Annotated in this window: 25 protein-coding genes; 15 read left to right on the top strand and 10 right to left on the bottom strand. The window is 42.3% G+C overall.

From position 1 onward, the window contains the following. The first annotated feature begins 914 nt into the window (after nucleotides 1-914). The 11 genes from IE165_RS04825 to IE165_RS04775 all read left to right on the top strand — a co-directional run bounded on the left by IE165_RS04825 (nucleotide 915) and on the right by IE165_RS04775 (nucleotide 10,682). Nucleotides 915-1,133 (top strand): hypothetical protein, encoded by a 219-nt coding sequence (locus IE165_RS04825; protein WP_189625470.1) that lies wholly within the window; start codon nucleotides 915-917, stop codon nucleotides 1,131-1,133. A 71-nt stretch (nucleotides 1,134-1,204) separates the two neighbouring features. After that, the gene (locus IE165_RS04820) at nucleotides 1,205-1,528 is read left to right on the top strand and encodes a hypothetical protein (RefSeq protein ID WP_189625469.1); all 324 of its coding nucleotides are present in this window, start codon (nucleotides 1,205-1,207) and stop codon (nucleotides 1,526-1,528) included. Between the two features lie 62 nt (nucleotides 1,529-1,590). After that, a complete protein-coding gene (locus IE165_RS04815; protein WP_189625468.1) occupies nucleotides 1,591-2,643 on the top strand; it encodes a serine hydrolase domain-containing protein in 1,053 nt (350 codons plus the stop codon). A gap of 325 nt (nucleotides 2,644-2,968) precedes the next feature. After that, nucleotides 2,969-3,496: a GNAT family N-acetyltransferase gene (locus tag IE165_RS04810; protein WP_189625467.1), complete on the top strand. Its 528-nt coding sequence runs from the start codon at nucleotides 2,969-2,971 to the stop codon at nucleotides 3,494-3,496. A 123-nt stretch (nucleotides 3,497-3,619) separates the two neighbouring features. Then, complete coding sequence (locus tag IE165_RS04805; RefSeq protein WP_189625466.1) at nucleotides 3,620-4,012, top strand: RidA family protein; 393 nt, start codon at nucleotides 3,620-3,622, stop codon at nucleotides 4,010-4,012. 186 nt (nucleotides 4,013-4,198) lie between these two features. Beyond that, the gene (locus tag IE165_RS04800) at nucleotides 4,199-4,777 is read left to right on the top strand and encodes a YdeI/OmpD-associated family protein (RefSeq protein WP_189625465.1); all 579 of its coding nucleotides are present in this window, start codon (nucleotides 4,199-4,201) and stop codon (nucleotides 4,775-4,777) included. An 11-nt stretch (nucleotides 4,778-4,788) separates the two neighbouring features. Beyond that, nucleotides 4,789-5,742: a helix-turn-helix transcriptional regulator gene (locus IE165_RS04795; protein WP_189625464.1), complete on the top strand. Its 954-nt coding sequence runs from the start codon at nucleotides 4,789-4,791 to the stop codon at nucleotides 5,740-5,742. A gap of 360 nt (nucleotides 5,743-6,102) precedes the next feature. Next, a complete protein-coding gene (locus IE165_RS04790; protein WP_189625463.1) occupies nucleotides 6,103-7,242 on the top strand; it encodes a DUF4932 domain-containing protein in 1,140 nt (379 codons plus the stop codon). 32 nt (nucleotides 7,243-7,274) lie between these two features. After that, nucleotides 7,275-8,684 (top strand): S41 family peptidase, encoded by a 1,410-nt coding sequence (locus IE165_RS04785; protein WP_189625462.1) that lies wholly within the window; start codon nucleotides 7,275-7,277, stop codon nucleotides 8,682-8,684. A 211-nt stretch (nucleotides 8,685-8,895) separates the two neighbouring features. Beyond that, nucleotides 8,896-9,411, top strand: coding sequence for a hypothetical protein (locus IE165_RS04780; protein ID WP_189625461.1), 516 nt, complete (start codon nucleotides 8,896-8,898; stop codon nucleotides 9,409-9,411). A 143-nt stretch (nucleotides 9,412-9,554) separates the two neighbouring features. Beyond that, nucleotides 9,555-10,682, top strand: coding sequence for a S41 family peptidase (locus IE165_RS04775; protein ID WP_189625460.1), 1,128 nt, complete (start codon nucleotides 9,555-9,557; stop codon nucleotides 10,680-10,682). Nucleotides 10,683-10,804: 122 nt separating this feature from the next. Here the strand turns inward: IE165_RS04775 and IE165_RS04770 are convergent, their stop codons facing one another. After that, nucleotides 10,805-11,110, bottom strand: coding sequence for a hypothetical protein (locus IE165_RS04770; RefSeq protein WP_189625459.1), 306 nt, complete (start codon nucleotides 11,108-11,110; stop codon nucleotides 10,805-10,807). 71 nt (nucleotides 11,111-11,181) lie between these two features. On the opposite strand from IE165_RS04770, the gene IE165_RS04765 reads away from it, so the two are divergent. After that, nucleotides 11,182-11,676, top strand: coding sequence for a hypothetical protein (locus IE165_RS04765; protein WP_189625458.1), 495 nt, complete (start codon nucleotides 11,182-11,184; stop codon nucleotides 11,674-11,676). A 142-nt stretch (nucleotides 11,677-11,818) separates the two neighbouring features. Here the strand turns inward: IE165_RS04765 and IE165_RS04760 are convergent, their stop codons facing one another. Then, nucleotides 11,819-12,628 carry an alpha/beta fold hydrolase gene (locus IE165_RS04760; protein ID WP_189625457.1) on the bottom strand — a complete coding sequence of 270 codons (810 nt, stop codon included), beginning with the start codon at nucleotides 12,626-12,628 and terminating at the stop codon, nucleotides 11,819-11,821. A 269-nt stretch (nucleotides 12,629-12,897) separates the two neighbouring features. Beyond that, nucleotides 12,898-13,125, bottom strand: coding sequence for a helix-turn-helix domain-containing protein (locus IE165_RS04755; protein ID WP_189625456.1), 228 nt, complete (start codon nucleotides 13,123-13,125; stop codon nucleotides 12,898-12,900). 786 nt (nucleotides 13,126-13,911) lie between these two features. Between IE165_RS04755 and IE165_RS04750 the strand changes: the two genes are divergently transcribed. Beyond that, nucleotides 13,912-14,088 (top strand): hypothetical protein, encoded by a 177-nt coding sequence (locus tag IE165_RS04750; protein WP_229826354.1) that lies wholly within the window; start codon nucleotides 13,912-13,914, stop codon nucleotides 14,086-14,088. A 210-nt stretch (nucleotides 14,089-14,298) separates the two neighbouring features. On the opposite strand, the gene IE165_RS04745 is transcribed toward IE165_RS04750, so the two are convergent. After that, nucleotides 14,299-15,429 (bottom strand): ligand-binding sensor domain-containing protein, encoded by a 1,131-nt coding sequence (locus IE165_RS04745; RefSeq protein WP_229826353.1) that lies wholly within the window; start codon nucleotides 15,427-15,429, stop codon nucleotides 14,299-14,301. A gap of 544 nt (nucleotides 15,430-15,973) precedes the next feature. Between IE165_RS04745 and IE165_RS04740 the strand changes: the two genes are divergently transcribed. Next, on the top strand, nucleotides 15,974-16,696 hold the full coding sequence (locus IE165_RS04740) for a hypothetical protein (RefSeq protein WP_189625455.1): 723 nt from the start codon (nucleotides 15,974-15,976) through the stop codon (nucleotides 16,694-16,696). 409 nt (nucleotides 16,697-17,105) lie between these two features. On the opposite strand, the gene IE165_RS04735 is transcribed toward IE165_RS04740, so the two are convergent. Next, nucleotides 17,106-17,531 carry a nuclear transport factor 2 family protein gene (locus IE165_RS04735; protein ID WP_189625454.1) on the bottom strand — a complete coding sequence of 142 codons (426 nt, stop codon included), beginning with the start codon at nucleotides 17,529-17,531 and terminating at the stop codon, nucleotides 17,106-17,108. A gap of 681 nt (nucleotides 17,532-18,212) precedes the next feature. Here IE165_RS04735 and IE165_RS04730 point away from each other — a divergent pair. After that, nucleotides 18,213-18,638, top strand: a complete 426-nt coding sequence (locus tag IE165_RS04730) for a hypothetical protein (RefSeq protein ID WP_189625453.1) — start codon at nucleotides 18,213-18,215, stop codon at nucleotides 18,636-18,638. Between the two features lie 143 nt (nucleotides 18,639-18,781). Here IE165_RS04730 and IE165_RS04725 read toward each other — a convergent pair whose 3' ends face one another. From IE165_RS04725 to IE165_RS04705, 5 genes are read right to left on the bottom strand one after another with little or no spacing between them, the layout of a single operon-like run. Further along, on the bottom strand, nucleotides 18,782-20,959 hold the full coding sequence (locus IE165_RS04725) for a TonB-dependent receptor (RefSeq protein ID WP_189625452.1): 2,178 nt from the start codon (nucleotides 20,957-20,959) through the stop codon (nucleotides 18,782-18,784). Continuing rightward, nucleotides 20,919-21,680, bottom strand: a complete 762-nt coding sequence (locus tag IE165_RS04720) for a tetratricopeptide repeat protein (RefSeq protein WP_189625451.1) — start codon at nucleotides 21,678-21,680, stop codon at nucleotides 20,919-20,921. Before IE165_RS04720 ends, IE165_RS04725 begins: the two co-directional genes overlap by 41 nt. Then, nucleotides 21,677-22,444, bottom strand: coding sequence for a tetratricopeptide repeat protein (locus IE165_RS04715; RefSeq protein WP_189625450.1), 768 nt, complete (start codon nucleotides 22,442-22,444; stop codon nucleotides 21,677-21,679). Before IE165_RS04715 ends, IE165_RS04720 begins: the two co-directional genes overlap by 4 nt. Further along, complete coding sequence (locus IE165_RS04710) at nucleotides 22,441-23,157, bottom strand: ABC transporter permease (protein WP_189625449.1); 717 nt, start codon at nucleotides 23,155-23,157, stop codon at nucleotides 22,441-22,443. Before IE165_RS04710 ends, IE165_RS04715 begins: the two co-directional genes overlap by 4 nt. After that, nucleotides 23,132-24,019 (bottom strand): ATP-binding cassette domain-containing protein, encoded by an 888-nt coding sequence (locus tag IE165_RS04705; RefSeq protein WP_189625448.1) that lies wholly within the window; start codon nucleotides 24,017-24,019, stop codon nucleotides 23,132-23,134. Before IE165_RS04705 ends, IE165_RS04710 begins: the two co-directional genes overlap by 26 nt.

Here is a 24,019-nt window from a genome sequence, read left to right as displayed (position 1 = left end):
AATATTCAAGTACTTTGGATGAAATGGTTTCGGCTTGTTTTATTGGTATTTCTACCCCTAAAAGTTAGAAACTATGATGTTTTTTCATTGTCAACACGCCAATGTATTAGCTAAAATATTTTCTCAATTGTCCCGAAAATATTTGACATTCAAGTTTATTGTGATCTGGAAATTAATATGTAAATTGCCCATAACAAGCACTTGCAGCTAAAAAGTATGTTAAATCAGCGCGTCAACTGTGGCGTAATTGATTTTTAAAATTTGTAAAACACTGATAAAGAGACTGAAAGTTCGGCAGTAGGATTCCCCTACGAACTGCTACAAAGCGGTCCCAAGAGAATCAATAAGAGATCGGTTCGTGCTCCGGTTTTTCTTCAAAGCTAAATTTTGAAAAAAGCTTTCAAAAAAGGCGCGTGGAAAGTCGGACCTCCTAACCGACAATTAGATCCAAAAGAGATTTTACGTCCACATTTTGTGCTTTTAAACGACAGTAAACGGTGTTTTTCGCCTATCGACTCTCTCCTTCCACAAGACAAATGCTACGTAGCATTGCTCCGTCTTCACGCAACAAGTAGCACTGGAGGACCATCAATAACGTTTTGTCGTTCGTTTTTTTCGGTAAGTCAGCTGCTTGATTCTTGTCGACGATCAAAAAAATTCCTTTGACAAGCGACTCCTTTCCATCTTCATGTGACCCTTTTTTGTCGAAGCATGACTGTTTTGCAACTTTATAGGCTTTCTTTATTCATTTGAGCATCTGTTTGCTGCTGAAGCCTGTCTCCGAAAATAAGTCTACCATTTGTGTTGCAAAAACGGACATCAGATCTTTATCAGCAAGGATCGTAAATGATTAGGAAAGCTATCGTCTCAAGACTTTAAGTGTCGCTAAGCGTAATTGCAATGTCGCATAAAGCATGCTACGTAGCATTTGCTCATTGAAGTCGTGCAAGACCACCTTGATGGGGGCAGTCGACCTGTTGATGGGTGCAGGCCTCCTGTTGATGCTTGCGGAGCAAACTTCAGCAGGCAATATATCCTTGCAGATGCTTGAACACGCGTTTTTGATAGCTGAGGTCGAGCTATTGATACTTGAGCGTGCCACGTCGAAGGGTGTAGCAGCCTATTTTTTGTAGCTCCCTCACATGCATTTGCATGTTGCTTGCCGGCGATCTGCATGCAATGCTTTTAATATATAGGAAAGTCGATGTTATCATCATGCTGTCCCGTTTGTGTGCACATGCAGGCACCGATCTTTCTAGGAGAAGAAGGTATGTTGATTGTCCAAGCGGCATACATTGAGGGAGGAGATTGGGCCGATTCTCGGACAATCGAGCTGTACCTCGCCCTGCATTTTTTTGCGCTACTTTCCTTCGTTATAGGCATACGGTGTCTGCTAACGACTTGCCATCGTATCCATCTAAACATGTTCGGCTGTAACGGGATAGCCAAGAGCTGCATCCTGAGTAGCAGCAGCGTTTCCGTGATTTCGGTTGGGACGAAAGTCGAAAATGGAGAGCGATTAGCATAAAATCAGTAATATTTGTTATCCTTGTACTTCAAGACCTGATCGCTCGTTGAAGATTTACGCTGATGAAAACCCTGCTATTCCATATCTTGATGCTGTTGTACATAACTTCCAAAGGGCAGGAAGTCGACCAGTCGTTTTTTAGGGAATTAAAAGAAAAAATCGTTGACAACACCTATCCGCAGATTGATGCGGTTATCGTTGAAAATAATGGCCACATCATTTTTGAAGAATATTTCCATGGTTTTGATAAAGACAGCCGCCACGATATTCGTTCCGCTTTTAAATCAATAACAAGCCTTTTAGCAGGCATTGCCATCGACAAAAAGCTGATTGCTCTTGACGATCCTTTGGAACGCTTCTTTCCGGAGCTTAAAGGCGAGGATAAAGGTAAGATCCGTGTGCAGCATTTATTGGAAATGCGGGCGGGATTAAACTGCGAAGAATTTTATGCTCTTGGCCCCAATTGTGAAGACGAGATGGCTGAGACGGAAGACTGGGTGGCGTTTTGTTTGGGTATAGATTTAATACAGCAACCTGGGATCAATTGGTCTTATAATTCTATCGCACCTATGCTAGTAGGGGAGATTATTGCCAGGGCCAGCGGCATGACGGTCATGGAATTTGCAGCAAGAAATCTTTTTCAACCGCTGGGCATCGAAGATTATAAATGGACTATTTCGCCGAAAGGTCAAGGCATGACCGCTGGTTCATTTTTTATGAGGCCGCTGGATATGCTCAAAATTATTGATTTGGTAAGGAATAAAGGGGATTGGAAAGGTCAACAAATCATTAGTTCGGGGTGGATAGAAACATCCACAAATTGCGACATTATTATCGATTATTCGTTTACCCGCTATTCCAGAATGCCCAATGCAAAATATCAAAGCGCACGGTATGGTTTCTTTTGGTATCGGGAGCACTTAAAGCATAAAGACATCGATACAGAAGTTTTGTTTGCTTCGGGTAATGGCGGGCAGTATATGATGTCTGTTCCGGCACACAATTTAGCGATTGTATTTACGGGAAGTAACTACGGGAATTGGAGGGGAAAGCTCCCTTTTGACATTATGCTGGAATATATTATCCCTGCGGTTGAGCAGATCGAGAAAATATAGGGCTTAATCCGATAGCCTAACGCTTATTGAAAACACTTCCCTTTGTTGATAGGGGAGAACCCCGTTCTCCTACTATACGGAAAGCGGCAAAGAAGTACATGCGCGACGACTGTTCCGCTGCCCCGATAATGTCCCTGATTGAGGCCGTCCCAAAAAATGCTTGGTCACGCGGAGAGCATGACCGCGCGGTACGACCATACTGATCCCTTTAAAAGCTGTCGCGCAAAACAAACGACAATTTCAAACTACTGCGCTTTAATACCAGCCATAATTACTCGAAAAAGTAGGCAGGTTCTTATATTTAGGGTAAAATAGCATGGAACACATGGGCGAGCATAGCATAGTTTTCGAAGAGTTTAAAGAGGCAGACTTCCCCAGACTAATTTCCTGGATAACAACGGAGGAACAACTTGTACAATTTGCGGGTACGGCCTTTCACTTTCCACTGACGAAAGAACAGCTCATCGATCATCTTAAAGAGCCAGATAGACATATCTTCAAAGTAATTCACCAGGATACAAACGCCGTCATCGGCCACTGCGAGGTATATGAAGAAGACCTACAAACACGCCGATTGTGTCGTATCCTAATTGGCGATAAGCGATTTCTAGGCAAAGGTTATGGAGCAGCTCTAGTAGCCAAATTAACGAAGTGGTGCTTTAGTAAACCAGCAATTGAGGTGGTAGCATTGAATGTATACGACTTCAATACAGCTGCAATTAATTGTTATATAAAAAACGGTTTTATCAAGGTGGGACTACATAAAAGCGCAACCCAAGTTGGGCATGAAAGGTGGTATTCCTTCCGAATGACGGTGAATAGGAGTTCCTTTGCTGCTATGATCAATCCCTGAAATTCGCTAGCAGCTGGTAATTCGAGCATGGGGGATTGACAAAATACAGCTATTTTATTCCGCTGTGACAGACAGCTGTCACAACTCGGCAGACCTTTGTTTTAAATCTTAAAAACAAAGAAAATGGAAAAAATTACAATTGATCCTTGGAAGTGGGGCGAGTACACGAATTCGGCGCAGGCAGTAGAAGTAAAAAACGTAGCAGGAACGCTATACTGTTCAGGACAAGTGGCTATAGACCAGCAGGGCCAGCCAAGTGCGGAGGACATGCGCTCCCAGCTTAAGCAAACCATTGCAAATTTGGAACACCTGATCACCGAAGCAGGTTATGAAATGAAAAACATCGTTCGATTAAATGTGTACACCACTTCTATCAATGAGCTTTTCTCAACCAGTGTAGATATCTATAGCGATTTTCTTAGAAAATACGAGATTAAGCAGGCTACGACACTGGTCGAAGTAAAGGCACTATTTGCTACATTGACGATAGAGCTTGAAGCGACTGTTGTAAAATAATTAATCAATGGGCAGGTATCCCGAATATCTGCCTGTTGAATTGGTATGGATGGGCCACTCCGTAAATATAGCTAGATATCCAAACGTGCCGAGCCCGTTACGATTTAGCGCGATTATAGGTTCGGTTTACTTCATAGCATGTATATGATTAGATTTGTGCTGGAATACATGCGATAATACTCGGATATGAATCATACGCCAGAATATACACCTTCCGATCGTGCGGCGTGGAGAGCATGGTTGTTAAAAAACCATCTTTCCACTTCTTCGGTATGGGTAGTTTTTTACAAAAAGAAATCTCAAAAGCACAACCTCACGTGGCAGGAATCTGTAGATGAAGCCCTGTGCTTCGGCTGGATCGATGGCCGACGAAAGGCGATCGATGAGGAAAGTTACATCCAATTTTTTTGTAAGCGTAAAGCCAATAGTGCTTGGTCCAGAATCAATAAAGAAAAAGTACAGATTTTGATAGACTGTAAAATGATGGCTCAGGCTGGTCTGGATGTGGTACAACTAGCGAAAGATAATGGATCGTGGAATTCACTGGATGAAGTAGAAGCCCTGATTATTCCAGCCGATCTGGAAGAAGCCATCCATCGTGAAAAACATGCTGATACCTATTACAACAATTTGAGTAACTCTGTAAAGAAAAGAATATTATTGTTTATTCACGGCGCGAAGACACCCAACACGCGCGCGAAACGAATAGCCGAAATCGTGCAGTCGTTGTGCGCCAAAACAGTGCCGGAAAAATTAGGAAGTTGACACAGGAAACCATGGATACATACAAACGTTTTGATCGCATCCTGCGATTATATTTTCTACTACAATCCAAGGCTTCGGTATCTATCCAAGAGCTGCAGCAAATTTTTGGTACCAGCAAAAGAACAATATACAGAGATCTCAAGTCGTTGGAGCTTGTTGGCATTCCGATTTTATCCAATAACGGTTCTTTCGGTCTTTTGGAAGGCTACAGGGTACAAGTCGCTAGATTTACAGACGAGGAAATGCTTAGCCTGCTCGTGGCCGAAAAGATGATGAAGCAACATCAAACAAATTTTATTCGGCAACAGTTTGATTCGTTGCTCGTGAAGGTGAAAAGTTCTTTTCGGTATCAGCAGAAAGTGGCTTTTGACGAATTGGAAGATAAGCTGCACATCATACCTGATACCAAGGCTAATTCCTATCTGCCAACGATCATCAATACGATATTGGAAAGTGTTTCAGAAAGAACTGTGCTACAGATTGACTATGTAAAAGTTGGAGATCGGACCAAGCAAACCCGAGAAATTGAACCAGCAGGCATATTCTTTGAACGTGGTTTTTGGTATGTACTAGCATTTTGTCTCACGCGTTTAGCCTATCGAAATTTTAGATTGGATCGAATCAAGCAGGTAAAGATTACCCCAATACCCTTCACCCGCAAACACCAGTCTGTACAAACCTTGCGTGCTACATTAGCTGAAGTACCGACGGTGGAGATCGTTATTGAATGCGATCAATTGTATGCGCATTTTCTAGCGTTCGACCGAGATGCATACGGTTTTTATAAGGAGGAAATAACGGCTAATCATGTGAAGATGTATTTTAAATGCGCGGCCCACCCCACAGCATTTGTACGGTGGTTCCTAAGGTTTATAGATATTGCACATATCGTAGCGCCAAAGGTTTTGAAAGAGGAGCTATCAGACATCGTGCGAAATGGCTCCAAAAGATTGATGTATTCGTGAAGCTACGTATGATCGATATTTAAAACGGATCTGTATCTCGCAAAATGAGATATATACATGCTATATGCCTTTAGGGTTCAAAAGCCTAACACTGCAACATATAGTCATCAACTTTGTCCACATTTGAGCTGTTTTTTTCTTTTTCTTATAGAAAAATGTTTCGAAAAAATCATATCAAGAATATAAATAGATATGAACGTACAAGCGAAACTATGGAAGTTAAGAATGCCCGAAAAAAAAACGAATGAATTTGAAAAAATTCTACGAAACATGAAGTTTCACAATGATATATAGCTATCAAAATCTTATATTTGTTTGCTATTCTATCCATAGCATGCAGCTTATCTTTACCCTACCCCTATGAATATTCGAATACAAATTACGGTCACGGCAGTACTCTTAATTTTATCAAATCATCTGTTTTCTCAAGAAAAGGACGTTGTTTTTGATAAAGAGTATAGGGAACGAAATGATGGGAAAACAACTATAGAAATTAATGAAGCGCAAGAACTTATCTACATCATACTGTCACTAACAGATTTTGCAAAAGAGAATCCTACTATGGTGAAACAGGAATCCAGATATTATGATAGGGTTCAAGCGCACTTTTCACCATTTGCAGAACTGCGCGTGGTAAAAGAATTTGATAAGTTACTTCGAGAAAGTCTCGTGAACTATTTCTTGCTATCAGCAAATGCATATGGCTTTAAGTTCAATAATAATAAGCTAATCCCTACCAACGTTTATAATTTTCCGGGCAAAGGAATAGGTAATTATGAAATCACTGTTAATCCTATTATTACACACCTTAAAGATTTAGAAGAGTTCGTGACAAAAGCGAGTTATCGAAAATTTTACGATGATAACCAACAGTATTACGACAAATTAAAATCTGAGTATGAGAGCTATGCTACGGTAAGCGAGCAAAAGGAGTGGTTAGAAAACCGATTTGATTATAAAATAAATAGTTACCGCATACTCACATCCCCGTTAATAGCTGGAATGAATGCGACGCATACATTTACTGATGACGGTTTTAAAGAAATGCTACTTTTTGTACCAACCATTAATAGAAATAATGAGTGGAGTGAAATGTATCGAAAATTCATGAATGTAAGGGTCATTTTTACGGAAATTGACCATAACTACGTTGGCCCCGTGAGCGACCGCTATGTAAACCGATTGAATTTGATATTTAGTGATCGTTTAAAATGGGTAGACAGTAGTAATAAGACGGTTGAACATTATCCAAATGCCTTGAAAGTTTTTGATGAATATCTAACATGGGGACTATTTATCCTGTATTCTTATGACAAAATAAAGGACGATCACGATCTTTTCCAAAAAATGGTGAATCATGTGAATGAAAGGATGGTTTTAAAAGGGTTTCCAAAGGCATTGGCATTTAATCAGAAATTACTAGAGCTGTATGAGCGTGGCGAATATGCAAAAATTGAAGATCTATATACACCACTATTGGACTGGTGCGAGAGTCAATAGTCAGGATTCGCTGATAAATATAATCTAAGACTATGAGAATTGCGTTGTTTATTTTATTAATTATGGCAGTTTCGGGAAGCAACGCTTATTCCCAAACAAAAAGCACCTTGTCACTCGAAGAGAAGATTTACGGTTTATCCAAATTTTGGAGTGAGGCAAATTACAATTTCGTATACATGTACAAGATAAATCCGTCGGTATGGAACAGTGCATATAAAGAAGCTATTGCTAACGTGCAAAAGGTACAAAACGACTACGAATACTTCCGAGAACTTCAAAAACTTTGTGCAATCTTAAAAGATGGTCATACTCAAGTATATTTCCCCGATGCTATACAGCATGAAATAATGACAACTAATTTTGGAGAGTACCGCATATGCTTAGGCAATGTCCACGGCAAAGTGTATGTCGTAGATGTAAATGAGAGCAAACAAAGAGATATCCCAATAGGCAGTGAAGTTATCAAGGTAAATGGCTTATCAACAGAAGAATATCAGCGAAAGTTTGTAAAACCGTTTATCGCAACTTCGACAGAAACTGATCTGAATAATAAAGCCGCTTATAACCTTCTTTCGGGATTAGCTGGAGAACAATACAGTATTCATTTTAAGACGCCTGAAGGCGAAATGAAAAACCTTAAATTAACTCACGCAAAGACAGAGGAGAGTGTGATGGCTTCAGGGCCAATATCTATGCGTGAGGTATTTGAATTTAAGTGGTTAGAAAACGACGTAGCTTATATCGCTATTCGCTCTTTTGAAAACGGTGAGGTCGTAAAGAATTTTGAATCGAAACTTTCGGAATTACAGAAAGCTCGGAGTATAATTATTGACGTTCGCAATAATGGCGGCGGAAGCGGAAAACATGCATTGAATATTGCCAAATATTTTAATAAAAATGAATCCTTGTATGGGGCTAAAAGTTATAGTAGAAATATAATCCCCTCGGAACGCGCCATTGGTTCATTTTTAACGCCGCAAGACACAGTTAATGGAAAGGCTGAATGGGGATTATCTAAAGAAGAAGCTGTCAACTATTATAAGTCATACATCGGAGCAAAGTTCTATGCATTTGATTATAGACCTACGGTTGCTCATTCAGCTGTTAAACTTTTAGTACCTACCGTGATTCTGTCGAACAGCTATACAGCTTCTGCTGCTGAAGATTTTCTAATATACCTCTACGATCAGGAGAACATTAAAAGAATAGGCGATTTTACGAATGGAAGTACAGGACAGCCTCTTCAAATCGAATTGCCAGGAAATACTACAGCTTGGATTTGTACAAAGAAAGTGACATTACCAAATGATGAGGAGTTTGTTGGTATAGGAATAAAACCAAATATTGTTGTAAGACAAAATCTCCATGACGTTTTATATCCCTTAAAAAGTGACTCTCAATTGGACTACGCTATTAAATATTTAGCAGAAGATGAAAAATAGATCAGTAGAATCCGCACGCCGTGTGCATGAAATCAATGTTTGGAAAAGTAGCTATACGTTTTTAAGATTAGCGAGGGTGTTAAAAAACGAACAAATAATTTCCAACAGCATAAACAAGGCCTGAGGCGGGAGACTTCAAGCGTTTTTATAAAGGTAAGTCGGTGCAGTCACCGGTAAGCAGATACGATCACTTCCAACACTTATGTTCAAAATGTCTACTAAAACATCGCTAGCGCTATTACTTTTTTCCTTGGTATTCTACATAGGATTTGCTCAAAAGAAATCTGAAATCTATATTGTTGGAAATATACACGATAGTGTTCCTAATTACAATCCTCAGATTCTGTTCGAAATTATCGACAGGATAAAACCCGACATAATCTTGCATGAAGTCGATAGCGAGGGGATGAAAGCCTATGAGACATCTTCTGAAAAGCTAAAGGGAAATGAGATTATAGCAAGTAATCGCTATGTAGCCAAATATCCAAAAACGTTACGATTCCCCTTTGATTTTGAAGGGAGAAATCAGTACCGTAAGGAAAAAGGAATGGTGCCTACTGACAATCTCGCGGTACAATTGATAGACAGTTTGTTTAAGACGCACATGCTGACACGAGAGGAAGCGAGCATTTATGAATCATTCCAACGTATAACTTCCGACTTGATAAGTATTGCATCGCTGTCTCCAGAGAATTTTAATAACACCCGAACAGGTACTACCTCATAAAAGAATTACACAATTTAGATCGTGTCAATCTGGATATCCGAGCTTTTTACCAATAAATTAGCGCTAGATGGAGCGGACAGATCCAAGCCGACAAATTTAAAAACTAGTCGGTAACGTTTGCCGTCACTTTACACCATGTTTTCATGAAACAGCAGAAACTTTATTTTTTCCTTACTGTAAGCCTATTTTTCATTCATTCCATTCCAATTTTTGGACAGTTGAATAGACCTTCCACGATTACGGAAAAAGGGCTTTCCCTCCCTGAAAAGACGTTTGAGGTTTTTTGGAAAACTTTTGAGGATAATTATGCTTTTTTCAATCTCAGAAATATCGATTGGAAACATGCATACGATACGTACAGAGAAAGGATTAATTCAAGCACCACAGATGATAGTTTGTTTAACATACTATCTGGCATGGTCAAACCATTTCAGGACGAACACATCAATATATACACTAATGAAAAAGAGTTTACCGTGGAAAAGCCTTCAAGATTTTTGGATGAATTTCCAGATTCTACATCCCAAGCTCAGTTTTGGAGCACCGTTGATACCACGCTAAAAAATCTAAATTTTTCAGAACTTACCAAGATTGGTCCATCGGAAAATAATACGCCTCTTTTCTACATTAGTGAAACAGCAGCGTATGGATATATTCGTTCTCTACGATGCTATGTGACCGTTGAGACAGAGAATAATCCAAAAAAGGATGCAAAAATCGCCTCGAGCTATTTCGCTCAGATCATAGATAAGTTTGAAAATAAAGCGGCAATTATTTTGGATATCCGTATGAATGAGGGAGGTAATGACAAATTTGCCTATGCCATAGCAAATAATTTTGTCAAGAAAAAGAGCATTGGGCACTACAAACAGTCTAGAAAAGGAGATTACGAGGATTTCAACGATTTGAAATCGTTTTATTTGACACCTGCTCGAAAGATCCCGTTTTTAAAGCCGCTCATAATTTTAACAAATGACCAGACCGCGAGCGCTGCGGACGTGTTGACGTTGATTTGTAAAGAACTTCCTTCCACGACGATTATTGGAGAGCCCTCATCGGGAATATTTTCGGATATGTATGCTTTTGAATTGCCCAACAAATGGGTAGTTACCTTATCAAATCAAAGGTATTATTCATCCAAAATGATTGGTTACGAAGCAGTGGGTGTGCCAGTCGATATCGTTGTGGAGAATGCTAAAAGGGATATAGTAAATATGTTTGATCCTGTTTTACAAAAGGCGCTTGAACGACTTACTAAACAAACACAATGATTATAAAAATACTGCCGATGATAACACAGCATTTCTTTCGTGCCGTACTTCACGACCGAAAAAATTCAGGTACAAAGCAAGTATAAATGGAAGATCTATCGCACAACACGAAATAAGCCATTTTATTTCCTCAAAAGATCTCCGCGCATTCGCTCGAATAACACTTCAGGTCCCCCAAGAAGAAGAAATAGGGTTATAAATGCTATCTGTGCTAAGATCAGGTATATATTTGGAATCAGTATAAGCCACCAAACAATATTTTTTTTTCGTACCTTGAAGAGCGAGGCAATGGTTATGGTCGCTGTCAAGACGAACAACAGGAAGTAGACTCCATAAGTCATAATATCGTTCCAGTATGCAAAATAAAATACGTTTCCACTTACAATTGTCATGGTGGCTGCCAATAGCAGTAAACTTTTTCTGTTCATATGATAAGCTAAAAGTTGCTTGTTACTAATATATTAATAAGAGTTGAGAATACACGGAACATATTAACGACATGGCTATTGAGACATTACCTTTAGGATTTGAGGAACGGCAGCGGATAAAATCCCGGTTGATGCTTTTAAGAGTGGTCGGTCTTGTATTCATATGCCCACTTTACGTTGTAATCATGTACTATGGAATTTCTGCTTTGATCGCCATGGTACGAAGCGGCTTAGATCTAGTACATATCCTGGCGGTTGCTTTCTTCGTTTTGTCAAACTACCTCATAGGTAAGTTCGTACTGCCATTTTATAGAAAAGCCGCCGAAGATTCGAAATTGACAAGAAAACATGTAATCAAGACACGGATTTTAAAAATTGAAAAGGAATTTTTGAGCGACATGGGGATGAGATACGTGGTATATACCGACCTAACGCCGCCTATAATTTCTACCTACAACGTGCTCATATTTAAGCAAATTGATTACACAAAGCTTGTTGAAGGGCAAATGATCGAAATTCACGCCGTTGATTTGGACTGTAAGAGAATACTATCTATTCAATTTTAGTCGGCTAATTAACGTTGTCTCAAAAAACGCACGGTAATGTTGGCGTTTTGTGCAGTAGTCGTGCGCCGAAATAGGGATGGCAGAAAACAAAACGCAGTAAGGTGCGCTAACCAATCGTAATAGTCGAAAGTGGTGCCTGATGTTATTTATCAAAACCTAGATATTGCCTATAAAATTTCGCTACCTCTGCAATCACGTAATCGGGCATATCTTGCGGTATATTATGGGAACTACCTTGTGCCAATAGTAATGTTGCGTTTTTTCTACTATTGACAAAATTCGTTTGAGCAGATTTAAATCGATTATTCTCTTCCTCCGTATCAAATGGGCCATATGCAGCCATGATGTTCAATATCGGTATAGATGCTGGAACTGGTTTGTTTATTAAGAAATTACTGTTCCACGCCATCCTATAGAGTAGATAATACCAAGCGATATCTTCTGGCCCGAATGCATCGCGAACCAAGCTTTTGGCTATATCCTTCGCAAATTTGACATCGTCTGTTGTCGGTATGCGCGGATCAAACATAATAATACCTTTCACGGACGCTGGATTTCTATGTGCATAGAGCCTCGAATAAAATGCTCCCAAAGAATGGCTAACTAAAAGCATATCAGATTGATCATACCCCAGTTGCTCAATGGCGTCTTCCAATCCTTGAACCTCTGTTAAGATATTATATCGAACGGTATCAATTTCGCTCTTTCCGAAGCCCTGTCGATCGTAAATAATAGTGGTAGCATGAAGATTTTCGTGCAAGATATTTGCGATGGAATCCCACTGCCTATGGTCTAACCCTCCTCCAGATTCGAATAATATTGGTTTACCGGCACCGGCGTTTACTTTGAAATGGAGATTGCAAGAATTGATCCTGATTAACGTGTCTATTTGTGAATAGCCATCAGCGGTAATAGTTAATAGATACAAAACAATCCATACATAGGTTTTCATAATATCCCGACTTTTTACGTAAAATAGCGAAAAAAGATGAAAGAGCGACTTCAGGGAGGTTGGGGAGCCCGCCGATGAACCTTCACAAGCAAATTTTTTGATTGCCTTCGCGCAAATTGAAGAGCAATATTATGTCGTGATGGCACGAAGAGTAAAATTGCTTGCATTAACAAAAATGACTGCCAGCTCGCTTATGATAAAATTTCGCATGATTTACACGTACACCTTTATCTACGTTCTATCTGTAGGCTTTAAGGATGCTTAAACTTTTAAGAAGCCTTCGTTAAGTCCTCCACATCGGCTTCAAGCGCATGCGCAAGCTCCAGTAAAGTAGAAAACATAAAATCTTCTTTTGCATTCTCGATGTCACTGATTTTCGCTCGATCAATTTTGGATGTCCTCTTTGATAATTGATCCTGCGTGAGATTTAATGCTCTCCGTCGGTTCCTAACGTTTTTACCGATTCTGGCGTATACACCAGCATATTTACCAATCATAAAAAAATATTTTGTGGTTTTATTGCCACGAGTTTGTTTTTATTGCTATCTTTGTTTCAGTTACATTAGCGAATGCATAGTAATGGTTTTGATGTCATTACTTGAACGATGTCACTCATACAAGAAAACCGTCAAATTTTCCCTATGAGTCGATCGTGAACTCGCTATCTATTGGATTCTGTATCTTTGTACATGGTCCAGTAGGGCGAGTCTCATGTTAGTCTTTAGGGAGCCATAACTTTTGTTGTGGAGGTTCTTGACGGTACCACTTGTAAAGCACTGAGGCTCGCCCTATTGGATTTTCACCAATTAAGCCATTCTTTCCGCTTTTCGAGTAGTACATCGTGATCATAAACCATAACGAATGATGAGGAGACGATTAAACACCAACAAGCGGCGATGCCCGATCCCGATCCATGATCGCAGAGCGGGGCATTCCCCCACCGTTATTTATAAGAACGTTAAGTGCCCGCCAGCCTAGGGCAGGGGGGCAAGGATAAAACAGACAGCCTGCAGGCGTAGCGCGGGTCAGCATCCCATATGCTGGCTGCTCAAATTCTACACACCAAAAACGCGTTTACAGCGTGCGGGTTATGCAAATTGTCTGTACCGGTCGCCTTTTATACCAAGAAGGGCAGGAAAACATCGCGCCAAGCGGTTAACAAGAGCAAGCGGTTTATACTTTAGCTTTTATAAATCTAGCTGTTTTTTTCTGATTGGCAAGCATGAATAAATACATTTCCACTGTTCGAAATAGGTGGGAGGTGGCCGGTTTTTTACATTTTTTTGTCTTCACTTATCTCGATCAATACCAGTACGGACCATTCCACACTCATTGCCAGTTCGGTAAATTACCAGCCCACCTTTAACACCGCTGATAAAATTGTGGAGCTCTATGAGCGCTTGTGGGAAGCCGAAAAGGAGAAGATCGCCTACTTGGAAAAGTTGCTCCAAAATAAGTAAACCTATCGCTCTGTTCAGCCCCGTGGAGAGGCCCCTGTTTGATGATCTGTCTTTCGTCGATTGACCAAAGCAATCTATGGCAAGTTACATCTGGAATCCACACAAACAATTGCGTCGTCTTTGTGCTTATCTGCGCGCATGCAAAGCCTCCATACAATATGAATGGATCTCGGTATAGCGAACTGGCAATTACATTACAAAAAAAGCCTACTAACGCGGTGAATGATTTTTAAAGTCGTTAAACGTATCGCCATCGTAGCGATAAACACCCTGTAACGTGCCGAACCACATACTGCCATCTGCCGCCTCAGTGATTCCAAAAATCATCGTTTCGTTCGATTTCATAATGTCTGGCAATACCTTGCTGTTGTGTAAGGAGGTTGCCTGATATCGCGTAATCATCCATGTGCCCTCATCGTTATTGTTTGATAGATCATTGGGTGATTTTTTTGCCATACCGCTATTTGTACTGGTCCAAATATTGCCCTCGCTATCTTCATACACATAGCCAACAAACTTTTGCGTAAAATTGGTAAAGGTCGTCTTGTTGTATAACCAAAGGCCATCGTTGCCGGCGAGCCAAACGTTTCCGTTTTTACCAGCTATCATGGAGCGCACGTTCGTAAATGGTCTGCCTTCATGCGTCACCATGCTAAACGATTTGCCGTCATATCGGTAGGTATTCCCCGAGGTCGCAAACCAAAACTGCCCAGTATGATCTTCCATGATCGAATTCAGGTTGTTATCGATCAGGCCATCTTTTTCCGTGAAATTCTGAAAAGAGTGCCCGTCATACTTGCTTGCGCCCTTTGCCGTGCTAAACCAAATATGACCTTTGCTATCTTCATAGATATCGGTGACCGTATCACTGGCCAGTCCTTGCGCCGTAGTGAACTGACGAAACGATTTCCCGTCATAATAATAAACGCCCGATCCGACAGTAGAAAACCAAAAATTTCCTGCGCGATCTTCTAAAACAGCGAAAAATCGGGCCGTGCTCACTTTTTCTGTCATGTTGGCAAAAGATGTTCCATCATATTTAAAAACCCCATCCCAAGAGGCAATCCATATGTTACCTTTCCTATCTTGCTTAATCGTTCGAACAATTGTCTCGGGTCCGTGCAGCGAAGCTGCCTGCTCTTTTTGTAGACTAGGCTTCCTGTTTTCGGAATCTCTTTCATGCTGTGCCGTACAAGCGGTGCAAAAAGCAAAGGTCAGCAAAACTAAACAGTTTTGCATCCGCGCGCTGATGCGCCTACTGATCGCATGATCAGATTTTTTGCCGTTAAATAAGCACATGCTCATTCGTAGCACAATCGTAGGATGAGGTTGTTTACTCATAATGTACCCGATTTGGTTAACTGCTGTATCTTAAGCTTAACACCGACAATGTAAGGAATATGGAGGTAATGATTCGGGTACAAACGGCAATTATAGGATTATCATGACAATTTTTCCACGATCTTATTTTAGGGGTGGCGAAAAGAGATGGAAAAGTAACACGGCGCAGTCCCTGAAATTTTTCCAAAATATTGCTTGATTGAGAGGTGGATGATAGTGTAGCTGTCCTAGGAGCGATGCATGTCTTGATTCATGTTCAAGTTATCGTGTACGCATATAACGGATATGCGCGAATAATTTGTATATTGAATCGAGCAACATCGGTTAAGAAAATAAGGTTTTACGGCCGCTCGCTTTTTGTAACGATGCGGCAAGATGGAAAATCGAATGAACAGGATGGAACGATATGTTTAACCGCATACGCATTTAGTAGACCGGCTAAGCAAACGACGATTTCGTTATTAAAGGTGCAGTGCGATTGTGCGTAACCTCAAATTGCAGTATCATGAAAAGACGCCAAGTAAAAAGATGGATTTTAGGGTCAATGATAGTAGTATTGCTGCTTGTAGGACTTTTAATAACAATTATTTTAAGCCCCCAGCTAGCATACGCCAATAAATCTACGCACAGCGGCTTCACGATTTATCACAACAAGCCTGTTGATCCAAAATTAACAGCTATACTGGACGAAGCAGCCATACTTTTACAAAATAGTGAGTTTTATAAAGGCTCTTTAAATTTGGATATTTGTCTTCATGACGGATCGAAATATCCCGGCCTGATAAAGGTGCTGCTCGGCCCAGCATTTGCTTGGGCAGTTTATGATAAGGTGATCCTGCAGGGGGAAATGAACTGCGGGGAGAATTCCGTTGAACTACATGGTTACACCTGGAATTTGACGCAACTGCTCGCTCATGAAATGATGCACTGTTTGCAATACAAAGAGCTTGGACTTTGGAAATCTAACCCTGTTGCCCAAATTCCAGCGTGGAAGTGGGAAGGTTATGTGGAATTTATCGCAAGGCAAGGACCATTACAACGCGACCTTTTAAAGAATTTGGACAGATTGGAAAATGCGGATGAAGATTCTTGGGGAATCAAATTTGAAGACGGTACGATTGCGCCGAGGGAGCTTTACGAATATTGGATTATGGTTCATTACTGTTTGGCAATTAAGGAGATGACATATATGGAAGTCCTAGCGGATGCCCAGGATGAGCTGCGGATAAAAAAAGAGATAAGAAATTGGTATAGTAGACAGAAATAAATATTTCATCATGCGCTATATGATGATTAATCTAAGTAGCGATGTACCATCGTATGTAAACGGACAAACGCGGTAAACAAAAAAATCCTGAAGCGGGGAGCTTCAGGATTTTTTACTAACTAACCAATTATTAACCTAAATTATGAATATTAATAGATGAACAAATAATGTGCCATTGAATAAATCAATCTTGCATTTTACAATTTTTAACATTTATTTTTTGTTAGCATGTCCTACACGCTATAACGTTGCCAAGCCATAACGGCGAAATACCATTTTTGGTACAACAAAAAAGGACAGGGCTTAAAAACAATAAAGTCTGCCAAGCGGCAGACTTTATTAAACTGAACTAAACTAAACATGCAACGTCTCGCGACATGGCGATATGTAAACAAAAATCTTTATGCTATTAAGGGTAGGTCGTCACGACTTTGCTCACCTTCCAGCCATCCTGATCTTGACTCAAGGTGATATAATCGACGCGCGTGAAATTTTCAAAAACCATCGTCGCTTTTGCCATGCAGGCCTTTCCGCTTTGATCCAAGATCTCATAGTTTGTCTTGCAGTCGAAGTTGACGCCTTTGTGTGCTTTCAAAAAGGCGGTGTACTCGCGCTTGTTGAACGTGTCGTTGTTCGCGCTGTTGCTGTACTGGAAATCATCGGCAAAAAGGAACTTGTTCTGTTCGACGCTGCCCAATGTAGTGGCTTCTAGATAGGTGTTGATGACCTTTGATGACTCGACGTTCTTTAAGGGGTTGGTTTTCTCTGCTGCGAAAGAAGAGAATGAGCTAATCATGATGATGGCTGCTGCGATGGTTGTTAATGTCTTTTTCATGGTTGTGCTATTTTTAATGTCTTTTAATATGTTTTTTATTATTTCCTATTTGATATCTCAAAAGTACAGCGCTAATGCCTGCTGATGAATACCTATTAGATGGGTTGCAGTTGTTTCTCGGTAAATGCGGAGCTTTGGTCGGTGAAATCTTTTCCGATAAGCTTAACCCGCAACCGCTCGCTTGCCATCTGTGAAGAGGGATGCAACCGCTTTGCCAAAAACTTTAACTAAAAGACTGACAGGTATTTGTGGTTTTATGTGGTATGCGCAGCTGTTCGATACCGAACAAAAAGATGTCCATCTTTGAACAGCTGGCCAATCATAATGGACTGCTTCCAACAAAAAAATCCTGAAGCGGGGAGCTTCAGGATTTTTTACTAACTAACCAATATTAACCTAAATTATGAATACAAGTAAATAAACAAATAATGTGCCATAGAATAATACAATGATACATTTTACAGTTTTTAACATTTTAGTATGGCGGGTCAAACGCCTTTATGATCATGATGTGGAAATTGCCTGCGCATAAGTATCCAGCTCGTTAGCATTATACATTGCACCGAATACGCATGCGTATCTGCGCAGTTAGCCGAACGAATGCGGCAAACAGCAAGCAACTTTCCAGACCATACGACCTTTTGGTAAGATAATTGATCAAGCAATGAAAAGCATATACCCATGAAAGTGTTTTATTTACTGGCCTTGATGATCCCCTTGATGTCGTCGTGCGATAAGCGGACCCTTTGTTCCAATCCACCGGCAACCCTAACCCTAGCGTTTGTGAACGAAAACGGGGACAACATGATTACCAACAACGAACTTGCTGAAAATATGTTTGAGTTCAAGAAAGAATTAGGAGGCAATAAAAACAAGACGATTCCATATGATATCGATGGAAACGATCATGTCGTATTGAGAGAACTGGAACTATCGAATGGCATTGAACAATATAAATTCCTTTCGACTATACATGCTTTCGCTTTCGTGGTCGAAGGGAAGAATTACGAAGACTGCGATGGCGTATATATTACGGAGGTATTGTTTCGCGATGTGGCATACACCCAAAAGGACAACTATTTCCAAATCAAGCTGATCCGTAAATGACCGCGTTAAGGATTGGCCTAATCCTAGTGCTTTATATACGGGGATAAGTGCGGTATGGCTGATCGCCCAAACCGGATCGGGTTTAAAGGAAGCCGGAAAATTAAGTTTAGCCGTCCGTAAAGACCCACTGGAAGGGGTCTTACTTAATAAAGGGTCATGCTGGCTCCAAAGAATATTACGTTGCCGTTGAAATGCTCAAAGGAAGATCCGGAGAAGTCGGGGGTGTAGATCAAGTTGCGTTGGTTTTTAGCGCCCAAGAGGTTGTTGACATTGAAGTAAAGTGTTAGCAGATTGTTTTTAATGGGAATCAGCTTGCTGATGTTGAGATCCAAGCGATGGTATGCCCCAAGTTGCGAGCCATTCAATTGCTGCTCGTAGATCGGTTCGTAGGCCCGCGCTTCAGGGATGTAATTGCCATTGATTACCCTGGTGTATCGTGTGCCCGGTCTGTTGAGCGCAGTCAATGAAATGTTGAATCTATTTCTGCTGAAAGTCAATGCGTTTTTGAAAAAGTAAGGTATGTTGTTAGACGTACTGTAGCGCACGCCCTCGATATCGAAAGAAGCATCCATCAAGCTGAAAGAGGAAAGCAAGCGAAAGTACTTCCAAAAATTCTGCTGGACGGAAAGCTCCAAACCGAAGATCTCTCGTTGGGAGGCCATGCTTTCCAAAAACTCGTAGCTGGTGTTGGACATTCCCTGTTCTCGTTTTGCGTACAGCGAGGCATTAAAAGAAGTGCTTTTTTGTTTCAGCACGTAATCCAGCGCCAGCTGATCGGTCTGGTTGAGCGCCTGTCGTTGGTACATGACATTTGGTTCGGTATAGTTATGGTATCTTCCGGCAGAGAGTACTAGGTTTTGGATGGTATTGATCTTCCACTTGATGTACGATTGAAAGCTAAAGTAATTGTCGGAGCCCTTTATGCCGTTGGCATCGTGCTGCAAGGGGACGTTTTTGCGCAGCCCCAGGCTGTAAGTCATCCTATTGCTGCTGTAGGTGCCGTGCAGGAACGATTCGAGGATGTGCAGCCCAAAGTCGCCTTGCACAACTTGCGTTTGTGAGCTATCGTGGTTGCTGTAGTAAAATGTAGGCCCCACACCCTGCATACTGCTTTGCTGCAGGTTGTATTCCAGGCCGGTGGTGACATTTAGCCCTTCCTTTTGGTAATTCAGCAACAGCGAGTTGAACAGGGTGCTGGAGGTCGAGGAGACATCGATCTGCAGGAAGTCAATGCGGCTCTTGCCCATATCATAGCTGCTGTTCAGCGCAAGGTTCAGCTTGTCTGATAGCGACTTTTGGTAGTTCATGATAAAGAAACCCCGCCTTTTTCCCGATTGGTTCAGCCCATTGCTGAAATTTATTGTCGATGTTAGCTCGGCATATTCATCGATGTAGTAAGCATAGAAATTGAGCCTGTCGGCATCCGAGACCTTCCAGTTGCTGTTCCACCCGACATCCGTCGTTCGGAACGATTGGAGAAAACCTAGGCCCTTGCTATTCAATTTCAGGAGCGGCCCATCAAATTGGTGGTTGGCATAGACCTGGGTAAAGGCATCTTGAGACAGGTTGCGGTTGATCAATGCACCCACACTGGCGATGGAGAGGCTAAGCTGGGTGCTATTTTTCACCGACTCGGATGTTTTGATGTCGATCAAACCGGCGCCCGTGTTCCCGTAGATCAAGGGCGGGTTGCCCGGAAAGACATCCATAGACTGGATGAGCTCCGTGTTGAAGATACTGAAATTGCCCACACCGTTTATCTGCGAGTTTCGTACTGGGCTGTTGATGGGCACGCTGTTGATAAACACCCGCGAGCGGTCTGCCTCGCTCCCCCGAAAAGAGGGGTTCGCCGTTTCGTCTACATTACTTGAGTAGGCATAAATCTGCAGGGCATTGAGCGCATCTGCCCCTGCAATGGGATTGGTATAGATATCCAGCTTGCCAAGATTGATCGAAGTGAGGTCTTTCATGGAGCGCCACACCTCCACGGTCTGTAACGTCTGCGACTCGCCAAGCAGCACATGGCTTTCTTTGCTACCCCTACGCAGCATAGCCTGTTTGGACTGATAACCCAACAGAGAGAACAATACCTCTACTTCGGTAGCGGAGGACATCCCCGTTAGCGAAAAGTAGCCCGCGCTATCGGTCAGCGTGCTCATCGAATCATGGGCGACAACGCTGACCGAGACATAGGAAAGGGGATGCTTGTTGGCATCGACGACCCGCCCCTCAAAAGCTTGCTGCCCCAGCGTAAGGAGGGGGCAAAGACCGATGAGCAGCCTATAGCAGATCCTTAGATAGAGAGAGCAATCTATAATCATTCGGATATTTGGCTGACGCTTCTTTATAATATTGTTTTGCTTTTTCCAGATCTTTCTTCTTGATGTAATAACTGATCAGCGTGGTATAGGCTTCCTTGCGACCCCAAGAGGGCATCGTGGGGTTCTTTGTGGGCTGATCGGGCATACTCAGCGCTTTTTTCAGTAGGCCCTCCGTTTTGGTTCCCCCGCCAAATTCCGGTGGGGTGTAATAATCTTGAAGGCCTAAGCCCAAATAGCCCCGTAAGTTTTTTGGCTCGAGACGGATGGATTTGGACAGGTTTCGCGTAGCTTCCTCTGCCGCCTTATTGGCGGATAGCATATTCATAAACTTGATGGAATAGTTTTGCATGGTGCCCATCAGCGCATAGCTTTCGGACGATTGGCTGCCCGATTTCAGGAGCTCCATGCCTTTGGAAAGCGTCGACTCGGCCTCATCGGCATCGCCCATGCTATCGTAGTAAAGGCTGTTCAGGTAGTAGGCATAAGCCAGCCAATAGTCGGTCAGTGCCGATTTTTTCTGTTCTTTCAAAAGTTTCGTTATGCGCTCCAGCTGATCGGGCTTCTTTGTCACGAATGCTTGGCCAAAGGCATCATCTATTTTCTTTTCGATGCCATTTAGGACACCTTGACCAGTCTGTGCACCTGCTGGCACAACGAAGAGCAAAGCCATAATAAACACCACGCTTATTTTCAGCAGGTGAAGGGTCAGTTTGTTTTTCATTCTAAGAATAATGAGGATAAACGGATTAATTGATAATTCATCGGGAATAGCGCTACGGCCTCTTTGTAATATGTTTTGGCAGCATCCACTTCTCCCGATTCAACATGATGCCGGATCAGCAGCTCGTAAGCCTGCTCGCGCCCCCAGCTGGGCAGCCGCGCGTCTTTGTCCAGCCGGTCCGGCTTTGTGAGCGCTTGCTGCAACAGGCCGTTCACATTTTTCTTTCCCCCGAATTTCTCCGGCGTGTAGTAGTCCTTGTTGGCCATGCCCAAGTAGGACCGCAGGTTGTTGGAATCCAGCGCCAGTGATTGCTGGAAATAGCTGTCGGCCTTGTGGCTGATAACGGGGATCATGACGTTGCTGCTAAACTGCACCGAGAAGTTGTACAGCATGCCCAGCAGGGCACTGCTCTCGGAGGATTGTTTTTCATTTTTGAGCACCTCAATGCCCCGATCGATATACAGCGAAGAGGAGTCGCGCTTGTTTTTGGAAAATAGGTATATCCCCTGCAAATACGCGATATATCCCCGCCAGTAGGCAGCAAGCGGGCCGTCAAAGGCCTGCAGTTTCTTCTCCAGGCGCACCAGGCTGTCCATGTTGCCCAAGGCAAAGCTGCTGGAAAAGGCTTGCTCAATTTCATCTTCCGTATGGAAGAATAGGCTGTCTGTTTCCTGCCCAACAAAGGCGCTGTTGGTCAACGTCGAGTTTTGACAGGCGGCTAATAAAGCCAAGAAAAGAGCTGTACATGCAAATACTTTTCTCATGACCGACTGTATCTTATTTTCAGGAATAGTAGGCGGAAAGCGATAGCCAGTACGACGATCCACGCGAAGACGACGAGCAGGTTGAAGTTTTCTGAGCGCATGAAAGCTACGAGATGGTTGGTTGGCAGGATATCCTGAAAGAATCGGAATACACCGCTTTGTATGCCCGTTGCGTAGAAGAGGTTGCCGATAAAAATGAGGATGAAATACACGATATTCGACAGGGTGCGGCTGTTGTCTTTCTTGCTTAAAAAAGAGATGCACAGCCCTAACAACGAAAAGGTAACCAAGCTCAAGATACTGCCGGCCAGCAACCGCGGGTATATCGCAAGGGCACTGTAGTCAAAGAACACCTTGGCCGTGATAAGCAACAGCAGCACGGACAGCAGAAAGAATACCAAGCGGCTGCAGATGAACGAGATAAAAAACAGCGCGATATCGACAGGGAGAAATTTGATGAGTTTAATCATGCCCGAGGCATAGTAATCTTTGATCACGGGGCCGACGGAAAATAGCCCTTCACTGATCGACATGAGCACGATCATCCCCGGAAGGAGAAACTCAATGTATGCGCTGTTTGCACGGCCCCAGATGGTGCAGAATATCACAAACAGCATCAACGGAAAAAGAAACGAAAAAAACAGGGCTATTTTTACGCGGAAAAAAGCCAAGCTATCCAAGTAGGTGTTATAGAGTAATGCCTTCCAATTCATGTTTAGTCATTAAGTAGTAGTAAATATCATGTAATGATTTCTGCGCCCTCGAGTAGGTGATCTTTGCCGTAGAGAGAAAGTCGAGCAGCGATGCATTAAAGCCGAAAAGCACATATTGGTTTTCGTAGCCGAATGTCAGCGGAGCAAGGCGCCTGAGCTCATCCAGCGACAAGCCGCTGTCGGCCTGAATCACCACCTTCTCGTTAAAGGGGATGAAGTCCTCAGATAGCCATTCTGTGGGGCTTCGTGCGCCGCCGCCAAGGATCGTTCCTTGATGCAGGAAAACAATTTTATCGGCATACTTGACGGCACTCTCCCAATAGTGCGAGGCGATGATCACCGTGCGTGGATGCGCAAAGATCAATTCATTGATCTGCTGCACGCTATTGGGATCTATGCCACTCAGCGGCTCGTCCAGCACCAGCAATTGTGGATGGTGGAAAAGGGCCGCAAAGAGGCCAAGCCGCTTGCGCTCGCCCGTAGAGAGCTTGCCGATCTTTTTGTGCATAATAGCCGGAAGGTTCAATCGTTCCAAGATCGGTTGATAGGCATTTTGTTCCAGATGGAAAAGCAGTCCATATAGGTGTACGACTTCCTTGACCTTATAGAGCGGCGAGAAAGGAACCTGATCGAAAAGCAAACCTATGTGGCGCTTTGCCGGCATGCGACGCAGGATCTGGCCGCTGGCTTTGATATTATCCAAAAAAACTTCGATCAAGGAGGACTTTCCCGATCCGTTATTGCCCAGGATAAACACACGCTCATTTTTCTGGACATCCAAGTTGATGTCGTTTAGAATGAAGGTGCCCTCGATCTTAAGGTCAACATTTTTCAACTGAAAGATTAGGTTTTGTGTATCCAT

Origin of the sequence: Sphingobacterium griseoflavum (genome assembly GCF_014653155.1) — a bacterium.
GTDB classification, from domain to species: domain Bacteria; phylum Bacteroidota; class Bacteroidia; order Sphingobacteriales; family Sphingobacteriaceae; genus Sphingobacterium; species Sphingobacterium griseoflavum.
The sequence above is the reverse complement of the archived record's forward strand: the minus strand, read 5'-3'. Positions and strand labels throughout refer to the sequence as shown.